At 61.6% G+C, this 18,063-nt stretch carries 17 protein-coding genes; 11 read left to right on the top strand and 6 right to left on the bottom strand.

The window, feature by feature from the left end; all coding sequences use genetic code 11:
• Positions 1-53: 53 nt before the first annotated feature.
• Entirely contained in the window at positions 54-875 is an 822-nt protein-coding gene (locus QD408_RS03135; protein ID WP_414138311.1) for an Ig-like domain-containing protein, read from the bottom strand.
• A gap of 498 nt (positions 876-1,373) precedes the next feature.
• On the opposite strand from QD408_RS03135, the gene QD408_RS03130 reads away from it, so the two are divergent.
• The 4 genes from QD408_RS03130 to QD408_RS03115 all read left to right on the top strand — a co-directional run bounded on the left by QD408_RS03130 (position 1,374) and on the right by QD408_RS03115 (position 5,580).
• Positions 1,374-2,480 (top strand): septal ring lytic transglycosylase RlpA family protein, encoded by a 1,107-nt coding sequence (locus QD408_RS03130; protein ID WP_414138310.1) that lies wholly within the window; start codon positions 1,374-1,376, stop codon positions 2,478-2,480.
• Positions 2,481-2,552: 72 nt separating this feature from the next.
• Entirely contained in the window at positions 2,553-3,746 is a 1,194-nt protein-coding gene (locus QD408_RS03125) for a D-alanyl-D-alanine carboxypeptidase family protein (RefSeq protein WP_414138309.1), read from the top strand.
• Between the two features lie 132 nt (positions 3,747-3,878).
• Positions 3,879-4,562 (top strand): dTMP kinase, encoded by a 684-nt coding sequence (gene tmk / locus QD408_RS03120; RefSeq protein ID WP_088685008.1) that lies wholly within the window; start codon positions 3,879-3,881, stop codon positions 4,560-4,562.
• Positions 4,555-5,580, top strand: a complete 1,026-nt coding sequence (locus tag QD408_RS03115) for a DNA polymerase III subunit delta' (RefSeq protein ID WP_414138308.1) — start codon at positions 4,555-4,557, stop codon at positions 5,578-5,580. The genes tmk and QD408_RS03115 overlap by 8 nt, the downstream gene beginning before the upstream one ends.
• A 44-nt stretch (positions 5,581-5,624) precedes the next feature.
• Here QD408_RS03115 and QD408_RS03110 read toward each other — a convergent pair whose 3' ends face one another.
• On the bottom strand, positions 5,625-6,413 hold the full coding sequence (locus QD408_RS03110) for a sulfite exporter TauE/SafE family protein (protein WP_088685010.1): 789 nt from the start codon (positions 6,411-6,413) through the stop codon (positions 5,625-5,627).
• Positions 6,414-6,646: 233 nt separating this feature from the next.
• Between QD408_RS03110 and metG the strand changes: the two genes are divergently transcribed.
• Genes metG through QD408_RS03095 form a run of 3 tightly spaced genes read left to right on the top strand, consistent with a single transcriptional unit; the run spans position 6,647 to position 9,813 of the window.
• The gene (gene metG, locus QD408_RS03105) at positions 6,647-8,197 is read left to right on the top strand and encodes a methionine--tRNA ligase (protein ID WP_088685011.1); all 1,551 of its coding nucleotides are present in this window, start codon (positions 6,647-6,649) and stop codon (positions 8,195-8,197) included.
• A gap of 4 nt (positions 8,198-8,201) precedes the next feature.
• Entirely contained in the window at positions 8,202-8,984 is a 783-nt protein-coding gene (locus tag QD408_RS03100; protein ID WP_414138307.1) for a TatD family hydrolase, read from the top strand.
• Between the two features lie 4 nt (positions 8,985-8,988).
• Positions 8,989-9,813, top strand: a complete 825-nt coding sequence (locus QD408_RS03095) for an MBL fold metallo-hydrolase (RefSeq protein WP_088685012.1) — start codon at positions 8,989-8,991, stop codon at positions 9,811-9,813.
• Between the two features lie 24 nt (positions 9,814-9,837).
• Here the strand turns inward: QD408_RS03095 and QD408_RS03090 are convergent, their stop codons facing one another.
• Positions 9,838-10,446, bottom strand: a complete 609-nt coding sequence (locus tag QD408_RS03090; protein WP_088685013.1) for a TerC family protein — start codon at positions 10,444-10,446, stop codon at positions 9,838-9,840.
• A gap of 262 nt (positions 10,447-10,708) precedes the next feature.
• Between QD408_RS03090 and QD408_RS03085 the strand changes: the two genes are divergently transcribed.
• Positions 10,709-11,395, top strand: a complete 687-nt coding sequence (locus QD408_RS03085) for a hypothetical protein (protein WP_414138306.1) — start codon at positions 10,709-10,711, stop codon at positions 11,393-11,395.
• A 67-nt stretch (positions 11,396-11,462) separates the two neighbouring features.
• Positions 11,463-11,831: a hypothetical protein gene (locus QD408_RS03080; RefSeq protein ID WP_414138305.1), complete on the top strand. Its 369-nt coding sequence runs from the start codon at positions 11,463-11,465 to the stop codon at positions 11,829-11,831.
• 251 nt (positions 11,832-12,082) lie between these two features.
• On the opposite strand, the gene QD408_RS03075 is transcribed toward QD408_RS03080, so the two are convergent.
• Both QD408_RS03075 and QD408_RS03070 read right to left on the bottom strand, forming a co-directional pair.
• Positions 12,083-12,301 carry a hypothetical protein gene (locus QD408_RS03075; RefSeq protein WP_088685016.1) on the bottom strand — a complete coding sequence of 73 codons (219 nt, stop codon included), beginning with the start codon at positions 12,299-12,301 and terminating at the stop codon, positions 12,083-12,085.
• 203 nt (positions 12,302-12,504) lie between these two features.
• A complete protein-coding gene (locus tag QD408_RS03070) occupies positions 12,505-12,870 on the bottom strand; it encodes a hypothetical protein (protein ID WP_414138304.1) in 366 nt (121 codons plus the stop codon).
• Positions 12,871-13,097: 227 nt separating this feature from the next.
• On the opposite strand from QD408_RS03070, the gene QD408_RS03065 reads away from it, so the two are divergent.
• A complete protein-coding gene (locus QD408_RS03065; protein WP_414138303.1) occupies positions 13,098-13,928 on the top strand; it encodes a universal stress protein in 831 nt (276 codons plus the stop codon).
• A 46-nt stretch (positions 13,929-13,974) separates the two neighbouring features.
• On the opposite strand, the gene QD408_RS03060 is transcribed toward QD408_RS03065, so the two are convergent.
• Entirely contained in the window at positions 13,975-14,430 is a 456-nt protein-coding gene (locus QD408_RS03060; RefSeq protein WP_088685019.1) for a pyridoxamine 5'-phosphate oxidase family protein, read from the bottom strand.
• Positions 14,431-14,755: 325 nt separating this feature from the next.
• Between QD408_RS03060 and QD408_RS03055 the strand changes: the two genes are divergently transcribed.
• Positions 14,756-18,001 carry an adenylate/guanylate cyclase domain-containing protein gene (locus QD408_RS03055; RefSeq protein ID WP_414138302.1) on the top strand — a complete coding sequence of 1,082 codons (3,246 nt, stop codon included), beginning with the start codon at positions 14,756-14,758 and terminating at the stop codon, positions 17,999-18,001.
• Positions 18,002-18,063 lie beyond the last annotated feature (62 nt).

Below are 18,063 nucleotides of genomic sequence, written 5' to 3'. Positions count from 1 at the left end.
AGCGCTCACGAGAGCCTCAAGGAGCGGCTTCAACGGCCGCTTCTCGACCGTCGTCAGACGAGGACGGTGAAGTTGTCGAAGGCGAGCTGCGGAAAGCCCGTGGGCTCGACGTCGGGCGCGATATCGAAACGGACGAAATCGACTGCTCCAAGCGCTTCCAGCGAAATATGCTGGCCATCGGCGATGGTGTCGCCATAAACTTTCACGGCCATCTCGCTCACCTTGTTGCCATCGATGTAGCCCTCGAAGGTCACGAGGGCATCGACCCCTTCATAGCCGGGGTCGAAATTGGTCGCGATGTCGACGCCTTCTATCGTGAAGAGCTTGCCGTCGACGCGATCGAAAAAGGGATTGTAGGGATTGCTGACGACGTATTCGTTGCCGGCGGATTCCGCGACCGCCCAAAGGTTGCCATCGACTTTGTCGCCGAACTTGAAGCCTGCATAGCCGGATGCGATATCGGATTGCCCTGGATATTCCGTCGGCGCGTTCTCGAAATCGATCGAATAGAGTCCTTGCGGCGGCGTGTTGACGGCGATGTGGAAATTGGCGACGTCGGTGCCGCCTTTTCCATCGGAGACCTTGAAAGAGAATTTCTCGGAGAAGGCCCCGCCGGGCTCGAGGCTCGCCGGATCGTTGACCTCGTAACTATAGCTGCCGTTGCTCCAGATCGTCAGCGTCCCGTGCTCGCCCTCGACGGTAAGATATCCGGGCTCGCCTACCTTGCCGGGAATTCTCATCCCGTTGACGAACTGAACCTGAAGCAGGTCGCCATCCGGATCCGATGCGTTGTCGAGAAGGCTTCCTTCGATGGCTTCCGTAGGTGAATAGTCGTGGATCGACACGCTAGGCACTGTTGGCTTGTGATTTGCCATGGCTCGTCCCCCTAAAGGTGAGCGTGGAAAGGACGCCGGGCTACCACCCGAACGCCCGCAAATAAACTTTCTACTCCACTTTGAGTCAAGAAATAAACTACACGTTCAAAGGGAGGCGCTGCCGGTGTTGGCGGTCGGCGGCGAATACCTGATGGCGACCACCTGAGCCTCATACTACCAGAGGATGAAACCAATAATTTCGGCTGATGCCGCCCATCGGAGCCTATTTCAGCATAAGGACCCACCCGCTCGTTTACCGTCTGTCACATATCGGCACGGTAAATTCCGGCTCATGGGCGCCGCTGGAGGGCGGGGCAGGGATCGCCGCGTTAGCAATTTATAAACCATAATCCCTAGAATTGTCGCTATCGCTGCGAAATCGTTCGCAAATTTGCCACGAAGCTCGCAAGATTAAGGTCTCGTTAGGCGGGTGGGAATAAGGCGCTATTGACCCATTATCGGGCAGGGTTCCTTAACCATATAAGCGGCGTGGGACACATGAAACTGGAATACGGGGCGGCGTCATTCGCAACGACAGCGCGGTGGCTGGCGATATCGGCGATGTGTGCGACGGTTGCGGCATGCGGCACGACGCAGGCGGTGCCTAAAAAGAAAGCCCATGGCAAAGAGTATTTTTCCGAATCCGAATATGGCGTGAAGGCAAGTCCGCGCGTCGCCACCGGCAACAACATCCCGAAGGGCGGCGGCCGCTACATGGTCGGCAATCCCTACGAAGTGAAGGGCAAGTGGTATTATCCGAAGGAAGACTTCTCCTATAACAAGGTCGGCGTCGCCTCATGGTACGGCTCGGCCTTTCATGGGCGCCTGACGGCGAACGGCGAAGTCTACGACCAGATGCATCTCTCCGCGGCCCATCCGACCTTCCCGCTGCCGAGCTATGCGCGCGTTACCAATCTCGAATCCGGTTCCTCCGTCATCGTGCGCGTCAACGACCGCGGCCCCTATCACGAGGGCCGCATCATCGACCTTTCCAACAAGACGGCCGACATGCTGGATCTGCAGCACAGCGGCACCGGCAAGGTGCGCGTGCAATATGTCGGTCGCGCCCGCATGGACGGCCACGACATGCCCTATCTGATGGCATCCTACGTGCCGAAGGGCAGCCGCATTCCCGGCGTCAATCCGGAAGGGCAGATCGCAACCGGCGTCATGGTCGCCTCCAACAGCCGCAAGATCACCCGTGATCAGCTGCAGAGCGCGGAAAGCTACGAGACGCCCGCAAACGTGCCGGTGCCGATGTCGGCCACCTCCTATGCCGGCTCAACGCCGAGTGCGCGCTACAATGCAGCGCCGGCACTCGCCGCCCCGGCTCATGTTCTGGTCGCTCCGTCCGCGCAATCCGCAAGCAACGGTGCTCCTGCTTTCGAGCAGATGGTCATACTGCCGGAAATCGGACCCATGCCCTATGAACGGCCTTATGGCGGGCGTCAGGGCTCGCTTGCGCTCGGCTACCAGAACGAGGAGGTGAAGACGGTGACTGTCGATCTCGCCTTCGACGCGGTGATGGCGCGCAATGACGGGCTGACGCAGGAATCGATCCTGGCCTCTGCCAAGCGTCAGCAGGCAAAATCCGCCGCGCGCTGAGCATGGCAATTGCATCGGATTTCCTCTCGCTCTAACCTTCTGAAATCTGCCGCTCGATCGATGGAAATTGCAATGCTGAAGCCCTTGCTTCGCCTTTTTGCATGCCTGATGCCCCTGGCCACCGGCGCGCTCGCAGCCGACGGCGGCGCCTCCGGATTTGCTACGAAGGCAACGCAAGCCTACATGATCGAGGCCTCCACCGGCACGGTGCTTCTTGCCAAGAACGAGGACCAGGGCTTTTCGCCGGCTTCGCTTTCCAAGCTGATGACACTGGATCTCGCCTTCGAGGCGGTGACCAAGGGCCAGATCACGCTGGATACTGAATATCCCGTTTCGGAATATGCCTGGCGGACGGGCGGAGCGCCGTCGCGGACGGCAACGATGTTTGCCGCGCTCAAATCGCGCGTGCGCGTCGAAGATCTGCTCAGAGGCATCGCCATCCAGGGCGCCAATGACGGTTGCATCGTGCTTGCGGAAGGCATGGCGGGAAGCGAACAGCAGTTCGCCGAATCGATGACGCGCCGCGCCCGCGAACTCGGCATGGAGAAGGCGGTGTTCGGCAACTCCACCGGCCTTCCCGATGGCAAGAGCAAGGTGACGGCGCGCGAAATGGTGACGCTCGCCGCCGCCCTTCAGCAAACCTATCCGAGCCTCTACCCCTATTTCGCGCAGCCGGAATTCGAGTGGAACAAGATCCTCCAGCGCAACCGGAACCCGCTGCTCGGGCTGGATCTCGGCGCCGACGGGCTGGCAACCGGCTTTGCCGAGGGCGAGGGCTATTCGATCGTCGCCTCGGTCGAGCGCGACGGCAGGCGGCTGTTTCTGGCGCTTGCCGGCATCGCCTCCGACAAGGAGCGGACGGAGGAAACCAAGCGCGTGCTCGAATGGGGGCTGACGGCCTTCGAGAGCCGGCAGATCTTTGCCGACAAGGAAGTGATCGGCGCAGCCAGCGTCTATGGCGGCACGGCGCGCACCGTCGATCTCATCGCCAAGGCGCCGGTCAGCGTCTATATTCCGATCAGCAACCCGGACCGGTTGTCGGCGCGCATCGTCTATCGCTGGCCGCTGATGGCGCCGGTCAAGCCGGATACCCAGGCCGGCACGCTCAGGATTTTCGCGGGCAGCCGACTGCTCAGGGAAGTGCCGCTCTATACCGTGGAGGCGGTAGGGGAGGGTTCGCTCAGCAGCCGGGCGGTCGATGCCATGCTGGAACTCGGCGAATCGCTGTTCTTCTCCTGGCTCTGGGATAAATCTGCGCCGGGTTGAACGCCTTCTTTCCGATACGATTTATCGGGAAAGGTGAATATGTCGCCGCGGCGAAAGGTTTTCCTCCCCGATATCTTCGGATAGATAGAAGGAGCGGGGCGCATATGGCGCCTGGAATGCGGGAAGCTATCATTGTCCTCCGGTACGGGATTGTTCGTTACGTTTGAAGGCGGGGAAGGCGCTGGGAAATCCACGCAGATCCGCCGCCTCGCCGAGGCGTTGAAGAGCGAAGGCCATAACGTCCTGGTGACGCGGGAGCCGGGCGGATCGCCGGGTGCGGAAGCCGTGCGCCATGTGCTTCTTTCCGGCGCCGCCGAAGCCTTCGGCACGCGCATGGAGGCGATCCTCTTTGCGGCAGCGCGCAACGACCACGTCGAAGAGGTGATCCGGCCGGCACTTGCCGAAGGCAAGGTCGTGCTCTGCGACAGGTTCATGGATTCCTCCCGCGTCTATCAGGGCGTCACCGGCAATCTCGAACCGGATTTCATAGAGACGTTGCAGCGCGTGGCGATCAACGGCGTCGTGCCGGATTGCACCGTGATCCTCGACATCCCTGCCAGGATCGGTCTGGAGCGGGCGCAGAAGCGCGCCGCGGCCGAGGCTCCCGACCGCTTCGAAAAAGAGCAGCTCGAAACGCACGAGAAACGGCGCGAAGCCTTTCTGGATATCGCCGCCCGCGAACCGGAGCGCTGCCATGTGGTCAACGCCCTACAGGCAGAAGAGGCGATCGCAGCCGAGATCCTGGCGATCGTCAAGCAGCTCAAATCGCCGCCCGCAGGTCATATCAGAACGCCGGAAGCCGCCCATCATGAGTGAGGAAAGGCCCGGACTGCTCGACGGCGCCATCTGGCCGGCGGAAAATACCAGGCTGTTCGGCCATGAGGAGGCGGAGTCCTTCCTTGCCCAGTCCTATCGGTCCGGCAAGGGCCATCACGCCATCCTGATCGAGGGACCTGAGGGCATCGGCAAGGCGACGCTCGCCTTCCGCTTCGCCAATCACGTGCTTTCGCACCCCGATCCCGGCACGGCGCCGGAGACGATCGCCGATCCGGATCCCGCCTCTGCCGTTAGCCGGCAGATCGTATCCGGCGCTTCGCACAATCTCCTGCACCTTGCCAGGCCGGTGGATGAGAAGACCGGCAAGGTGAAATCGGCGATCACCGTCGACGAGGTGCGCCGCGCCGGCAAATTCTTTTCGCAGACGTCGGGCACCGGCAACTGGCGGATCGTCATCGTCGACCCGGCCGACGACCTGAACCGCAATGCGGCCAATGCCATCCTGAAAATCCTGGAGGAGCCGCCGAAGCGGGCGCTGTTCCTGGTGCTCTCGCACGCGCCGGGACGGCTGCTGCCGACGATCCGCTCACGCTGCCTGCCGCTGAAACTGGCGCCGCTTGCCGACGACGCGCTCGCCGCCGCCCTTGGCAATCTCGGCATATCGGGCGAGGACGGGGCGGTGCTTGCGGCCGCCAAGGGCAGCGTCGGCGAGGCCCTGAAACTACTGAACTACGGCGGCGGCGAGATCATCGCCGCCTATGACGAAATGCTTTCCGCCGAAGGGCCGGCGGCCCGCAAGGCGATGCACCGGCTGGCCGACGCGCTGTCCGGCAAGGAAAGCGACACGATCTTCGATTTCTTCGTCAGCCATATCGGCGACGACATCATGAACCGGGCGCGTGTGGCGGCGGGTGAGGGGAAGATCACTGCCGCGGAGCGGTTGGCGCGGCTCTATTCCGAGATCACCGAGCGGCTGACCGTTTCCGATGCCTATAACCTCGACCGCAAGCAGACGATCATCGGCATTCTCGCCGACATCAAGCGGCCGGGACTTTAAAGCGCATCGCGCCGAACTTGATTCATGTTCGGCATCATCCCTGATCAGCCAGCCAGCAGCTTGCATGCGACGAGCGCAAGCGTAACGGCAAGGACGATGCGAATGGTGCGCTCGTGCAGCTTCGGCGCCAGAAGGCTTCCGATGATGATGCCGGGGATAGAGCCGATGAGCAGGGCAAACAGCATCGACCAGTCGATCTCGCCGATGAACCAGTAACCCATGCCGCCGATCAAGGTCAGCGGTACGGCATGGACGATATCGGAACCGACGATCTCGCGCACATCGAGCCTGGGATAGAGGACCAGCAGGATGGTCACGCCGAGCGCACCGGCGCCGACCGAGGTCAAGGTGACGAGCACGCCGAGAAGGAAGCCGAGGATGACGGTGAAGACGATGATGGTCATCGGCTTCGGCGGCGTGCGATCGCCGATGGCGCGGCGCGCGAACTCGAGTATCTGCCCCCGGAAGACCAGCATGATCGCGGTCATGACGAGAAGCCAGCCGAGCGCAGTCGTGATGGTGTTCGTCACGCCGATGCTCTTGCGATCGACGCCGGCCAGCAGCCAGAGCATCAGCAACGCGGCCGGCACGCTGCCGGCGGCGAGACCTCCGACGATCTTCCAGTTGATGCGTCCGTGCATGCCGTGAACGGCCGTGCCGGCCGTCTTGGTGATCGCCGCATAAAGAAGATCGGTGCCGACGGCGGTGGCGGGGTGGACGCCGAAGAGCAACACCAGCAGGGGCGTCATCAGCGAACCGCCGCCAACGCCGGTGATGCCGACAAGTGCCCCGACAAGCAGGCCCGAAAGCGAATAGAGAGGCTCGAATGTCAATCAAGCGCCTCCGACGGCGCGCGGCTGCGACGCTTCCGGTAGATGAAAACTAGCACTTCGTTCTGTCCCGCCCTCTTTTTCATGACGGGTAAATTGCGGCGCAACATGAGTCAAGTTCACGACGCCGTATCCCGGAAATCATTGGCGGCGGCGAAACTTGATGTTTCGCTCGGCGGTGACATGCGCTAAGAGCGGCTGACCATTTTTATAGAGTTAGCCGGACATTGGCCGCCATGACAGACAAGACACCCTTCTACATCACCACCGCGATTTCCTACCCCAACGGCAAGCCGCATATCGGCCACGCCTACGAGCTGATCGCGACGGATACGATGGCGCGCTACCAGCGCCTGGACGGCAGGGACGTATTCTTCCTGACTGGCACCGACGAACACGGCCAGAAGATGCAGCAGACGGCGCGCGCCGAGGGGATCACCGCGCAGGCGCTCGCCGACCGCAACTCCGGCGAATTCCAGGCGATGGCGAAGCTGCTCAACGCCTCGAACGATGATTTCATCCGCACGACGCAGGAGCGCCATCACGAGACCTCGCGCAATATCTGGAACCTGATGGCCGACAACGGCGACATCTACAAGGACAGCTATGCCGGCTGGTATTCGGTGCGCGACGAGGCCTATTACCAGGAAAACGAGACGGAGCTGCGCGCCGACGGCGTGCGCTACGGGCCGCAGGGCACGCCTGTCGAATGGGTGGAAGAGGCAAGCTATTTCTTCAAGCTCTCCGAATACCAGGACAAGCTGCTGAAGCACTACGAGGAGAACCCCGATTTCATCGGTCCGGCCGAGCGCCGCAACGAGGTGATCTCCTTCGTCAAGTCGGGCCTCAAGGACCTTTCAGTCTCGCGCACGACTTTCGACTGGGGCATCAAGGTGCCGAACGATCCCGCCCACGTCATGTATGTCTGGGTCGATGCGCTGACCAACTACATCACGGCGACCGGCTATATCGAAGACAGGAACGGTCCCCGGGCGAAATACTGGCCCGCCGACGTGCATATCATCGGCAAGGACATCATCCGCTTCCACGCCGTCTACTGGCCGGCGTTCCTGATGTCGGCGAAGCTGCCGCTGCCGAAACGCGTCTTTGCCCACGGCTTCCTGCTCAACAAGGGCGAGAAGATGTCGAAGTCGCTCGGCAATGTCGTCGATCCGGTCAATCTCGTGAACCATTTCGGCCTCGATCAGGTGCGCTACTTCTTCCTGCGCGAAGTCTCCTTCGGCCAGGACGGAAGCTACAGCGAAGAGGCGATCGGCACGCGCATCAATTCCGATCTCGCCAACGGCATCGGCAACCTCGCCAGCCGCTCGCTGTCGATGATCGTCAAGAATTGCGACGGCAAGATCCCTGAATGCGGGCCGCTGACCGACGAGGACAAGGCAATGCTGGCGCAGGCCGACGCGCTGCATGCATCGACCCGCGAAGACATGGGCAAGCAGCTCATTCATCGTGCGCTTGCCTCGATCATTGCTGTCGTTTCGGAAGCCGACCGCTATTTTGCCGGGCAGGCGCCATGGGCGCTCAAAAAGACCGATCCGGCACGCATGGGCACTGTGCTTTACGTCACGGCCGAAGTGGTTCGCCAGATCGCGATCCTGCTGCAGCCCTTCATGCCGGAATCGTCAGGCAAGCTGCTCGATCTGGTGGCCGCACCTGCCGACAAGCGCGATTTTGCCGCCCTCGGTGAGGCAGGCCGCCTCGTTGCAGGAACGGCGCTCGAGGCACCGGCGCCGGTCTTCCCGCGCTATGTCGCTCCGGAGGCTTGAGGCCGTGCTGGTCGATACGCATTGCCATCTTGATTTCGCCGACTTCGAAGCGGAGCGCGACGAGATCGTCGCGCGCGCCCATCAGGCGGGCGTCGCGCAGATGGTGACGATCTCGACGCGGGTGCGCAAGCTCGACGGGCTGCTCGCCATCACCGAGAAATATCCATCCGTCTTCTGCTCGGTCGGCACCCATCCGAACAATGCCGGCGACGAGCTGGATATCCAGACGGAAGATCTGGTGCGGCTGGCCAATGCCCATGAAAAGGTCGTTGCGATCGGCGAGGCCGGTCTCGACTATTTCTACGATACGCAGAAGCCCGAGGACCAGCAGACCGGCTTTCGCCGGCATATCGCCGCCGCCCGGCAAACGCAGCTTCCGCTCGTCATCCACAGCCGCAGCGCCGACGAGGACATGGCTGCGATCCTGACGGAAGAAATGGGGAAGGGGGCCTTCCCCTTCATCCTGCACTGCTTTTCGGCCGGCCCGGAACTGGCGAAGGCCGGCGTCGAGCTCGGCGGCTACATCTCTTTCTCGGGCATCCTGACCTTCCCGAAATCGGAAGAGCTGCGCGAGATTGCCAAGACGATCCCGCATGAGCGGCTCCTCGTCGAGACCGACGCACCCTATCTCGCGCCGAAGCGCTGGCGCGGCAAGCGCAACGAGCCTTCCTACGTCGTCAATACGGCGGAGGTGCTCGCCGACACCATCGGCCTTTCCTATGCCGACGTCGCGCGGATCACGACGGATAACGCTTTCCGCCTGTTCTCGAAGATGCCGAGGATTTGAGAGCGTGCTCTACCGGCGGCGTTTCACCATTCTCGGCTGTTCGTCGTCACCGGGCGTACCACGCATCACCGGCGACTGGGGCGCCTGCAATCCCGACAATCCGAAGAACCGGCGCACGCGCGCCTCGTTCATGGTGCAGCAATTCGCGCCTGATGGTGGTGTGACGACCGTCGTCATCGACACGGGACCGGATTTTCGCGAACAGATGATCAGGGCAGGGGCCGACCACGTCGACGCCGTGCTCTACAGCCATCCGCATGCCGATCATATCCATGGCATCGACGATCTGCGCGGCTATTTTCACAATACGCGCCGGCGCGTGCCGATCTTTGCCGATCAATTCACGATGGACAGGCTGCGCGAAGCCTTCGGCTATTGCCTGGAAACGCCGCCCGGCAGCAACTATCCGCCGATCGTGCTGCCTGTTGTCATCGAAAACCTGGATGGCCCCGTCGAAATCCGCGGTCCCGGGGGCAGGATAGATTTCTATCCGCATATCCAGCAGCACGGAGACATTCACTCGCTCGGCTTCCGGATCGGCGATGTCGCTTATTGCAGCGATATCAGTGACTTTCCGCCCCAAACCGTCGACAAGCTTCGAGATCTCGACGTGCTGATCATCGACGCGCTGCAATATACCTACCATCCGAGCCATCTGTCGCTTGAACAGTCGCTTGACTGGATCGGCAGGCTGAAGCCGAAGCGCGCGATCCTCACGCACATGCACACGCCGCTCGATTATGACGCGGTGATGGCTGAAACGCCGGACCATGTGGAGCCGGCCTATGACCAGATGAGTTTCGAGACCGAGGTCAGGATCGGGGGCTGAGCCCGCCCCCGAACTGATGAAACGTCACTGCACGTAGGGCAGGACTTCGGTGGCGCCGCGATAGATCATGTCGAGCGAGACGTAGAGGATGATCAGCAGGCCGACATAGGCGATCCAGCGGTGGTTGTTGAGCAACCGGGCGATCAGGTTTGCGGCGAGGCCCATGAGCGCGATCGACAGTGCAAGACCGATGATCAGAACGCTCGGATGTTCGCGCGCCGCGCCGGCGACGGCGAGCACGTTGTCGAGCGACATCGAAACGTCGGCGATGACGATCTGGGTCGCAGCCTGGAAGAAAGTCTTTTTCGGCGCGCTTGCAGCGCCCCCCGCTTCGTGATGCTCGCCATGGCCGGCACGCAGTTCACGCCACATCTTCCAGCAGACCCACAGGAGCAGCAGGCCGCCGGCCAGCAGCAGGCCGACGATCGCCAGCAGATAAACCGCGACGCTGGCGAAGAGGATACGCAGAATGGTCGCGGCCAGAATGCCGACGATGATTGCCTTGCGGCGCTGCGCGGCCTCAAGGCCGGCGGCGGCAAGGCCGATAACCACGGCGTTGTCGCCGGCGAGAACGAGGTCGATAGCAATGACCTGCAGCAAAGCCGTCATAGCGGCTGCCGAAAAGAAATCCATGATGAATTATCCCCGATACGTTGAAAGCGTGCTAGCGCCTCGAAGGTTTGACGTCAACCGCTCACGGCGCGCATCGAGCAGCGTGATCCACGACACTTCGCCTCTGAGGTAATTTGGGCACGTTATGGAACCGGGGGCGAGGGGCGGCCACCGCCGCTCTCATCGCCATTGTCTTGGAACCTTCACTTCATCCGCCGGTTCTCCGATTCAGGAAGCCAGACGTCGATCGGCGGCTGGATCTGCACATCGAGAGGAGAGCCCCGTGAGCAGCATTTACAACGATACCAACCCGGCCTTTTCAGGCCCGACTGGCGGCAGCAGCCTTACGGCATTTTTCGATAGCCGATCGGAAGCCGAGTCTGCCGTTTCCCGTCTTGAAGACGCGGGCGTGCCGGTTGCGCGAATACGGCTGATGCCCGGATATGAGGCGGATGGAAAAAATGCCGGCGCGATGAGCGATGACCGCAGCGGCTTCTTCGATGCGCTGGCAGACTTTTTCCTCCCCGACGAGGATCGCGCTGTCTATGCGGAAGGGCTGCGGCGAGGCGGCTTCCTCGTCCAGGTCAACGATATCGACGACGCGCTCTATGAGACCGTCCACGATATCCTGGACGACGAGGGCAGCATCGATATGGATGAGCGGGCAGATCTCTGGTCGTCAGAGGGCGCATTCGAAGGCGCCTCGAACACGGGCTTTGCCGGATCAGCCCACGGGGGCAAAGCTTCCGATGACCTCGCCGTGTCGGAGAGCGCATTCGAAGGCCGGGAATCCGTTTCGGCTTCCGACGACGCGCGCCCGGTCGCGAGGCGCGACACCACGCATGGAAGCGCCAAAGTACGCGCCTACACCTTCACCGGTTCGGCGCCATCCGACGCTGATAATCGGCAATCGCAGACCCAGTCGCAAGGCGGCTCGCAACAAAGCCAGGGTTTCCGACGCGATCACTGATGTCAACGAGGCCCCGCGGTCACGCGGGGCCTCAATTCGTCCTGCTCGCATATTCGAGGATACGTCCATGCAATCATCCATCAACCGCGACGGGTTCCTTCCGCCGGATCCCGATGAACTGATCGAGGAAGGTGAACTGCCTTTTGCCGATGCCGCGCGCGACGATGCCGACCAGAGCCTGGCCGCTCTGCGGCGGGAGCTAAGGCTGCTGCGCGCCCGCATCGGCATGCTGCGCGAAGATGCGGAAACGGCGCTGAAAGCCAAAGCGGCATCGATCGATGCAAACGCCCACGTCCAGCTCGGAGATTATCCTTGGGCAAAGCTTGCCTTGGCCACAGGCGCTGCTTTCGTTGCCGCCAGGGTCATTCGAAGTGTCCCGTTCGGTGTCGTGCTTGCCGGCCTGGCAGGGTATTTCTCCGAGGCGAGACAACGATGACAGGATATCAGATATCCAACGTCGTCATCCGGTGCGATTATATGGCGGACTGAACGAACTGGGCACGTCCGGCAGATTAGTGCAAAGGGCGGAAACCGCAGGCCCTTATGCATCAGGGCATACGCCAATGTTCCATAATCTATCTTATGCGATTAAGTGTTGTAGCCGGGGTACATTCTCCCCGCGCCTGAATGGCGCTTGCGCCAAGGAGACGCTGCGGCAATGAATGACCGAGACCTGCCCAACCAAGCTCAGACTGTCCGTCCGAGTGTTGCCAGCGCATCATGCAATCTGAGCGTCGCCAAGGCCCTGGTTGCCTCTTCGGGAGGCCACCCTGCTTCCACGGCAGCGGCAAGAAGCGTCGACTCCGTCTGCATTTCCAGCTTTTCGTAAAGTGGCTCGAGAGCCTCGCGGGCTGTAACGACGTGTTCGTCAGGTGGCGTGACCTGCGTCGCTGCGAACGTAGGCATGAAATCCTCCTCTTCTTGACACCGAAGAGCGAAAACGCGAAAGGCGTCGACTTGTTCCAAGCGCGATTGCTTTTTCTTGGAGCTGCAGCCTGAGGTGGTTTCCCGCGCGCCAACCGGTCGGAATGCGGCAGCAGGCTCAAGCTGGTCTCTGTTGAGCCATTCGTTCCTGAAAGGCCGTGACTTACATCGCAAACTTTCCGAAACTAGCGGCGTTGCGGAGCTCGCACTGCCCTGAGCCGGCGGATTGTATCGCAGCCGTCAGCGGTTCGCGAAACTCTCGGCTTCTTTCCGGCCGCTTCCGCGGCGGCTTCCACCAGTTGGAATGCATACTCCACCGCCGCCTCCGTATCGTCACGGCAGAGTTTTTCGCCCTCGCAACGGGCCTCCAGCAATCGCCTGACCCGACGTTTGATCACCGGCACGGCGGCGGCACCGGAGTGAGTGAGAAGCTGTCGCAGGCAGCTAGTCGCGACGACTTCGCACACCAATAGCTTTCCCTCGATTTCGCCGAATGTCGGCACGGCAAAACGTGCTCCTCCTTCCTGGCAGTCACGATCTGTAATCAACATCTTCGCTCTCCTGTCACTCACTTTTCGTCGGCTCTTCACGACGTAAGTGGGAGCCTGTGGCGAATCCGGCAGTATCGCGAAAATATAAATCGGATCTGACGCCGTCCGCCCTCACCTATCTGAGCATCCTAGTCTTCGCGAACTTCGCCGCTTTGCGACAGATCAATGCATGACGTGAGCATGGATGATTAAGTTTCGCCATCTCCAACAGGAAAGGCGATCCGATCATGGCCATCAAAACTGTTTTGAGTGTTCTCGGCGTCAATCAATTCCACGAGGATTTGAAAGTCGCGATAGATTTTTGCGAAACCCTTGGCGCCCATCTGACCGCCATGGTGATTTCGATGGGCGCAACGGCCACCGGTTCCTACGGACTCGTCTCGACGGTCTGGATCGAAGAGCGCCAGCGCGACATCGAACGCCTCGCGGAAAAGGCAGCCGATATCAAGTCGATCCTCGCACAGAGCGAGACCTCCTCCGAAGTGGTGGAGATCTATACCGACTTTGCCTGGGCGGATGAAGATATTGCCGAGCGGGCACTCTATGCCGATCTTGTCCTGATCGGTCCGCAGGCCGCAAGTGATGAAGACCTCCGGCGCAGAGTCATCGACGGCGCCCTGTTCCAGTCGGCGACACCGATGCTGATCAGCCCAAGAAAAACGAGCATCGCCTACGCTCCGAAGACAATATTGCTGGCCTGGGATTCCAGCAACCAGGCTTCGCGGGCGGCACGACAGTCGATCGAGTTCTTGAAAGATGCTCAATCGGTGCATGTCACTCTTGTCGATCCGCTGGCATCTTCATCAGCGAACGGAGAAGAACCAGGCGCCGACGTGGCGACCTTCCTGGCGCGCCATGGCGTGAAGGTCGATGTCGATCGCGTGGCGAGCGGCGGGCGCAGCGTCGACGAGGTGCTGCGCCAGCGCGCCCTCGACATTGCTGCCGACATGATCGTCATGGGCGCCTATAACCATCCTCGGCTGCAACAGCGTCTCTTCGGTGGTGTAACGCGATCGATGCTGGAGGAAAGCCGGGTTCCCCTCTTCCTCGCCCATTGAACAAGGCGCCCCGGGATCATCGTCCCGGGGCGCCCCTGCCATTGTCTCAATCAATCGAAAGCGCCGTCCGACCGGTCAACTCCCGGACGAATATGCCGTAAAAGATGGGATCGGAGGCCGTGTTCGTTTGCTCCGCCGGTTTCAGCACGCCGATTTCCCACCAGTCGAAATGCTTTTGCAACAAAGACCACGCATGCAGTCTTTCCTCGCGCCAGAGATCGCTATCGGGAAACTCCTGAAAGCGTCCATCGATGACGACACTGGTCCAGCCTCTACCAGTGCCGCGCTGATCGATCTGTAGACACACATTTTCGTTCGCGCGCATCCAGTCGACTTTCTGGCCCGGCATTGAAAAACTGTAGATCGCGCCCTTTGCATAGGCGAAATAGATGGGCACGACGTAGGGCCGATCATCCTTGCAACACGCCAGATGGCCAAAGCGGGACTGCTCAAGAATGGCCGAGCATTCTGCTGGGGTCAGGTTTTTCAGCATATAGGTCATCGGCATCTCTCCCTGCAGCCAACGGGTCGCCACAATACAACCCAATCACGACCCCGTCGTTGATGGAGCGCAAGGAAGCGGTTTCTTCTCCATCAAAACATCTGAGAACCGCGACAATGATGCGTCCCGATGCTTGTTCCAGTGCGCGTGAATGATCCATCAAGCGGCGCGCAGTTCCGCGGAATTGCCTAAGGCCGCGACCGCCGCCGTGCAGCCGCTTGTTAGCGCTTGCGGAGTTGGGGCGGCAGGTTCATTCTGGCTGTCGTTGGCTCGTGGGTTGCGGCTGAACGATCGTGACGCATCGAGCTTTCGGTGAGACGCTCCGATGGAATGCGCCGGCTGCGGTTTCGATATTCAGAGCGATTTTGCTTTCTGTCCGCGATGCGGCGCAAAGCAGCCACTCTCCTGTGCCGCCTGCGGCTATCCCTCTCAGCCCGACTTTGCCTTTTGCCCCAAATGCGGTGCGTCGCTCTCGAACAAAGCTCAACCTGCGGCGAAGGCTCCCATCGAGACGGTTCCGTCTCAATCAGACGGCGATGCCGACCGGCGGCCGGTGACCGTGCTCTTTGCCGATCTCTGCGGCTTCACGACGCTCAGCGAGCAGATCGATCCGGAAGTCATGCGGGTGCTGCAGAACGAATTGTTCGAAGAGATGACCCAGGCGGTCGAGGCCTATGGCGGCTTCGTCGACAAGTTCGTGGGCGACGCGCTCCTGGCGCTGTTCGGCGCCCCGGTCGCACATGAGGACGATCCTGTGCGAGCGCTGAGCGCCGCCCTCGATATGATTGATCGGGCTAACAAGGTCGGGAAGCGCTGGCATTCGCGCGCCGGCGTGCCGCTTCGTCTGCATATCGGCATCAACAGCGGCCCTGTCGTCACGGGCGGCTTCGGTGCGGTCAGCGCAAAATCCTACTCCGTCACCGGCGACACGGTGAACACCGCGCAGCGCCTGCAATCCATGGCCGGCGAAAACGATATCCTCGTCGGACCGCTGACCTATCGCCTCACCCGCCATGCCTTTGCCTTCGAGAGCCTCGGCGCGCAGGCATTGCGCGGCAAAAGCGGAAACGTCCTCGTCCATCGGCTGACAGGGCTGCTGGAGGCGCCCCATACGGCGCGTGGGCTCGAAAGCTTCGGCCTCGAGGCGCCGATGATCGGGCGGGACACGGAGTTGTCGCGGTTGCTGACATGCCTCGATCTTGCCTGCGGCGGCGCGGCACAGCTTGTCCGGCTGATCGGCGAAGCGGGCATCGGCAAATCGCGGCTGGCGAATGAATTCGTGACAATCGCCGGCAATGCCGGCCGTTTCCCGGGGCTGGCCATTCGCAAAGCCACCTGCTCTCCCCTTGGCGAACAATCCTATGGCACGCTCGCCGCCGTCGTGCGCAGCGCCTACGGCATCGGCGAGCGGGATGATCCCGACAGAACGCGGCAATTGCTGACGACGGGCTTTCGTGCATTGGATCTTACGCAGGAGGACGTCGAGGGGCTTTTACCGCTCTTCCTGTACGTGCTCGGGCTCGGCGATCCCGACGGCGTATTGCGGCATATCGAACCGGAACAGTTGCGGCGGCAGATCTTCTATGCAATCCGCACAGTCTTCGAGCGACGGCTGGGGCAAGGTCCGCTGCTGCTCATCATCGAGGATCTGCATTGGGTGGACGCCGCCTCGCTCGAGGTGCTTCGCTTCATGATGGACCGGCTGGAACGCAGCCGCCTCATGCTGCTCGCGATTTACCGGCCGACATCGCAGACCGATCCGCTGAATTCCGGTCGCGTCAGCGTCACCATGCAGCGTCTCGGCCCGCTCGCCGCGACCGATGGGCAGAAGCTGCTGGCCGCCTTCTTCGGCGAGAGTCACGGCAAGCTGCCAGTGGCGATGCGCAAACGAATCCTGGAGCGCGCCGGCGGCAATCCGCTTTTCATCGAGGAATTCCTGCGGGGACTGATCGACATCGGCGCGCTGCACAAGGACGGTCAGCGCTGGCATGTGGCGGCAGAAGACACGGATGCCGATATTCCGGTCAATCTGCAGGCCTTGCTGCTTGCCCGTGTCGATCGTCTGCCGCAGGAGATAAGACGGCTGGCGCAGGAGGCGGCGGTCGTCGGCCCGAAGTTCGATACCGCCCTCCTCCGCGCTGTCGCCACCGATCCGGCCGGCATCGACGCCGCCCTGGATTATCTCTGCGATGCCAACATCGTCGAGGAACTGCGCGGGCCAGATGCCGTGATATCGCCGGGCTATCGCTTCAGCCAGACGCTGATGCACGACGTCATCTACCATAATCTCCTGCTGCAACGGCGTATGGAGCTCCATCGGCGGATCGGCGAGGTTCTGGAGCATCAATATGGCGCGGCGCCCGACCGGCCCGAGCATCTGTCACAGCTCGGCCATCATTTCAGCCTGACCACCGAAAAGGCCAAGGGGGCCAGCTATCTGATGGCGGCGGGCGATCTGGCGCGCAAGACCTACGCCAATGACGACGCGATGCGCCTCTACCGGCAGGCGCTTGCGGCCTTCGCAAACGAGGAGAAAGTGACCCCCGAGCAACTGGCGCTCCTCGAGCGTCTCGCCGATCTCTGCGGTCCTGCGGGCCTGCGCGAGGCCGCGTTGAACCATTATCAGCAAGCGCTTGCGATCCACCGCGGTAAGGATGAGCCCATCGCCGCAGCGAGGATATTGCGGAAGATCGGCCGTCTGCATCTCGACGCCGGCCGCCGCGATCAAGCCGAGATCCATTGCGCCGAAGCCGAAGCGATGATCGCGTCGATCGATGCGCCGGTCGAACATGCGCATCTCCTGCAGGAGCGCGGCCATCTGGCTTTCCGCATGGGGGATCAGGCCGCCGCCGCCGAATGGGCGACACAGGCGCTCCAATGCCTGCAGACGCTGCCGATCGACGGAACGACCGAAGCCGGACGGGAGGCAGCGCGGGCGATGGCCGAGGCGCTGAACACCAAAGGGGCGGCGCTTGCGCGGCTCGGGCGCCGCCGCGATGCCGTGCAGGAAGTGGAGCGCAGCCTCTCTGTCGCCGAAAGGGCCGATCTTCAGAGCGCCGCCTGCCGCGCCTATTCCAATCTCGGCGTTCTCTACACGATCGTCGATCCCGCCAATGCCATCAAGGTCTGCCGGCGCGGGCTGGAGGTCGCCACCCGCATCGGCGATCTCGGCTTCCAGGCGCGCCTTCTCGCCAATCTCGCGGTTTCCTGCTGCACCTTCACCGATCGCTGCGGCGCCGAGGGCGTACCGGCAGCTGAGAAGGCCGTCGAAATCGACAGGGCACTCGATCAGCGCGACCATCTTTCCGTGCCCTTGATCGTGCTCGGTCAGATTCACCAATGCCACGGGCAGCCGAAGCTAGCTCGTAAGTATTACGAAGAAGCCCTTGAGGTTGCAAAAGAAATTGACGAGCCGCAACTGCTCTTTCCGTGCTATGATGGCTTGGCGACATTAAGCCTCGAATACGACGATATGGAGGAGGCGGAACGATATTTCACGCTGGCGCAGGACGTGTGCATCCGCCACAACCTCGATCCGTCCACGCTCGTCGTCCTGCCATTTCTAGACTGATCGCCGTCATTATCATGAGGGTCGGTTAGTCCAGTCGATTCAAAAGGATAAAGGGAGGAACG

The sequence above is a fragment of the Rhizobium sp. BR 249 genome (genome assembly GCF_047445895.1).
Taxonomy (GTDB): domain Bacteria; phylum Pseudomonadota; class Alphaproteobacteria; order Rhizobiales; family Rhizobiaceae; genus Rhizobium.
Note: the sequence above shows the minus strand (reverse complement) of the source record. Positions and strands in the feature narration are given on the sequence as shown.

Bases quoted from the DNA above. Each gene is read 5' to 3' on its own strand.
- QD408_RS03135 (WP_414138311.1), bottom strand. From the start codon at position 875: ATGGCAAATCACAAGCCAACAGTGCCTAGCGTGTCGATCCACGACTAT.
- QD408_RS03055 (WP_414138302.1), top strand. From the start codon at position 14,756: ATGGAATGCGCCGGCTGCGGTTTCGATATTCAGAGCGATTTTGCTTTC.
- QD408_RS03125 (WP_414138309.1), top strand. From the start codon at position 2,553: ATGCTGAAGCCCTTGCTTCGCCTTTTTGCATGCCTGATGCCCCTGGCC.
- QD408_RS03070 (WP_414138304.1), bottom strand. From the start codon at position 12,870: ATGTTGATTACAGATCGTGACTGCCAGGAAGGAGGAGCACGTTTTGCC.
- QD408_RS03115 (WP_414138308.1), top strand. From the start codon at position 4,555: ATGAGTGAGGAAAGGCCCGGACTGCTCGACGGCGCCATCTGGCCGGCG.
- QD408_RS03090 (WP_088685013.1), bottom strand. From the start codon at position 10,446: ATGGATTTCTTTTCGGCAGCCGCTATGACGGCTTTGCTGCAGGTCATT.
- QD408_RS03060 (WP_088685019.1), bottom strand. From the start codon at position 14,430: ATGACCTATATGCTGAAAAACCTGACCCCAGCAGAATGCTCGGCCATT.
- QD408_RS03130 (WP_414138310.1), top strand. From the start codon at position 1,374: ATGAAACTGGAATACGGGGCGGCGTCATTCGCAACGACAGCGCGGTGG.
- QD408_RS03075 (WP_088685016.1), bottom strand. From the start codon at position 12,301: ATGCCTACGTTCGCAGCGACGCAGGTCACGCCACCTGACGAACACGTC.
- QD408_RS03065 (WP_414138303.1), top strand. From the start codon at position 13,098: ATGGCCATCAAAACTGTTTTGAGTGTTCTCGGCGTCAATCAATTCCAC.
- metG (WP_088685011.1), top strand. From the start codon at position 6,647: ATGACAGACAAGACACCCTTCTACATCACCACCGCGATTTCCTACCCC.
- QD408_RS03080 (WP_414138305.1), top strand. From the start codon at position 11,463: ATGCAATCATCCATCAACCGCGACGGGTTCCTTCCGCCGGATCCCGAT.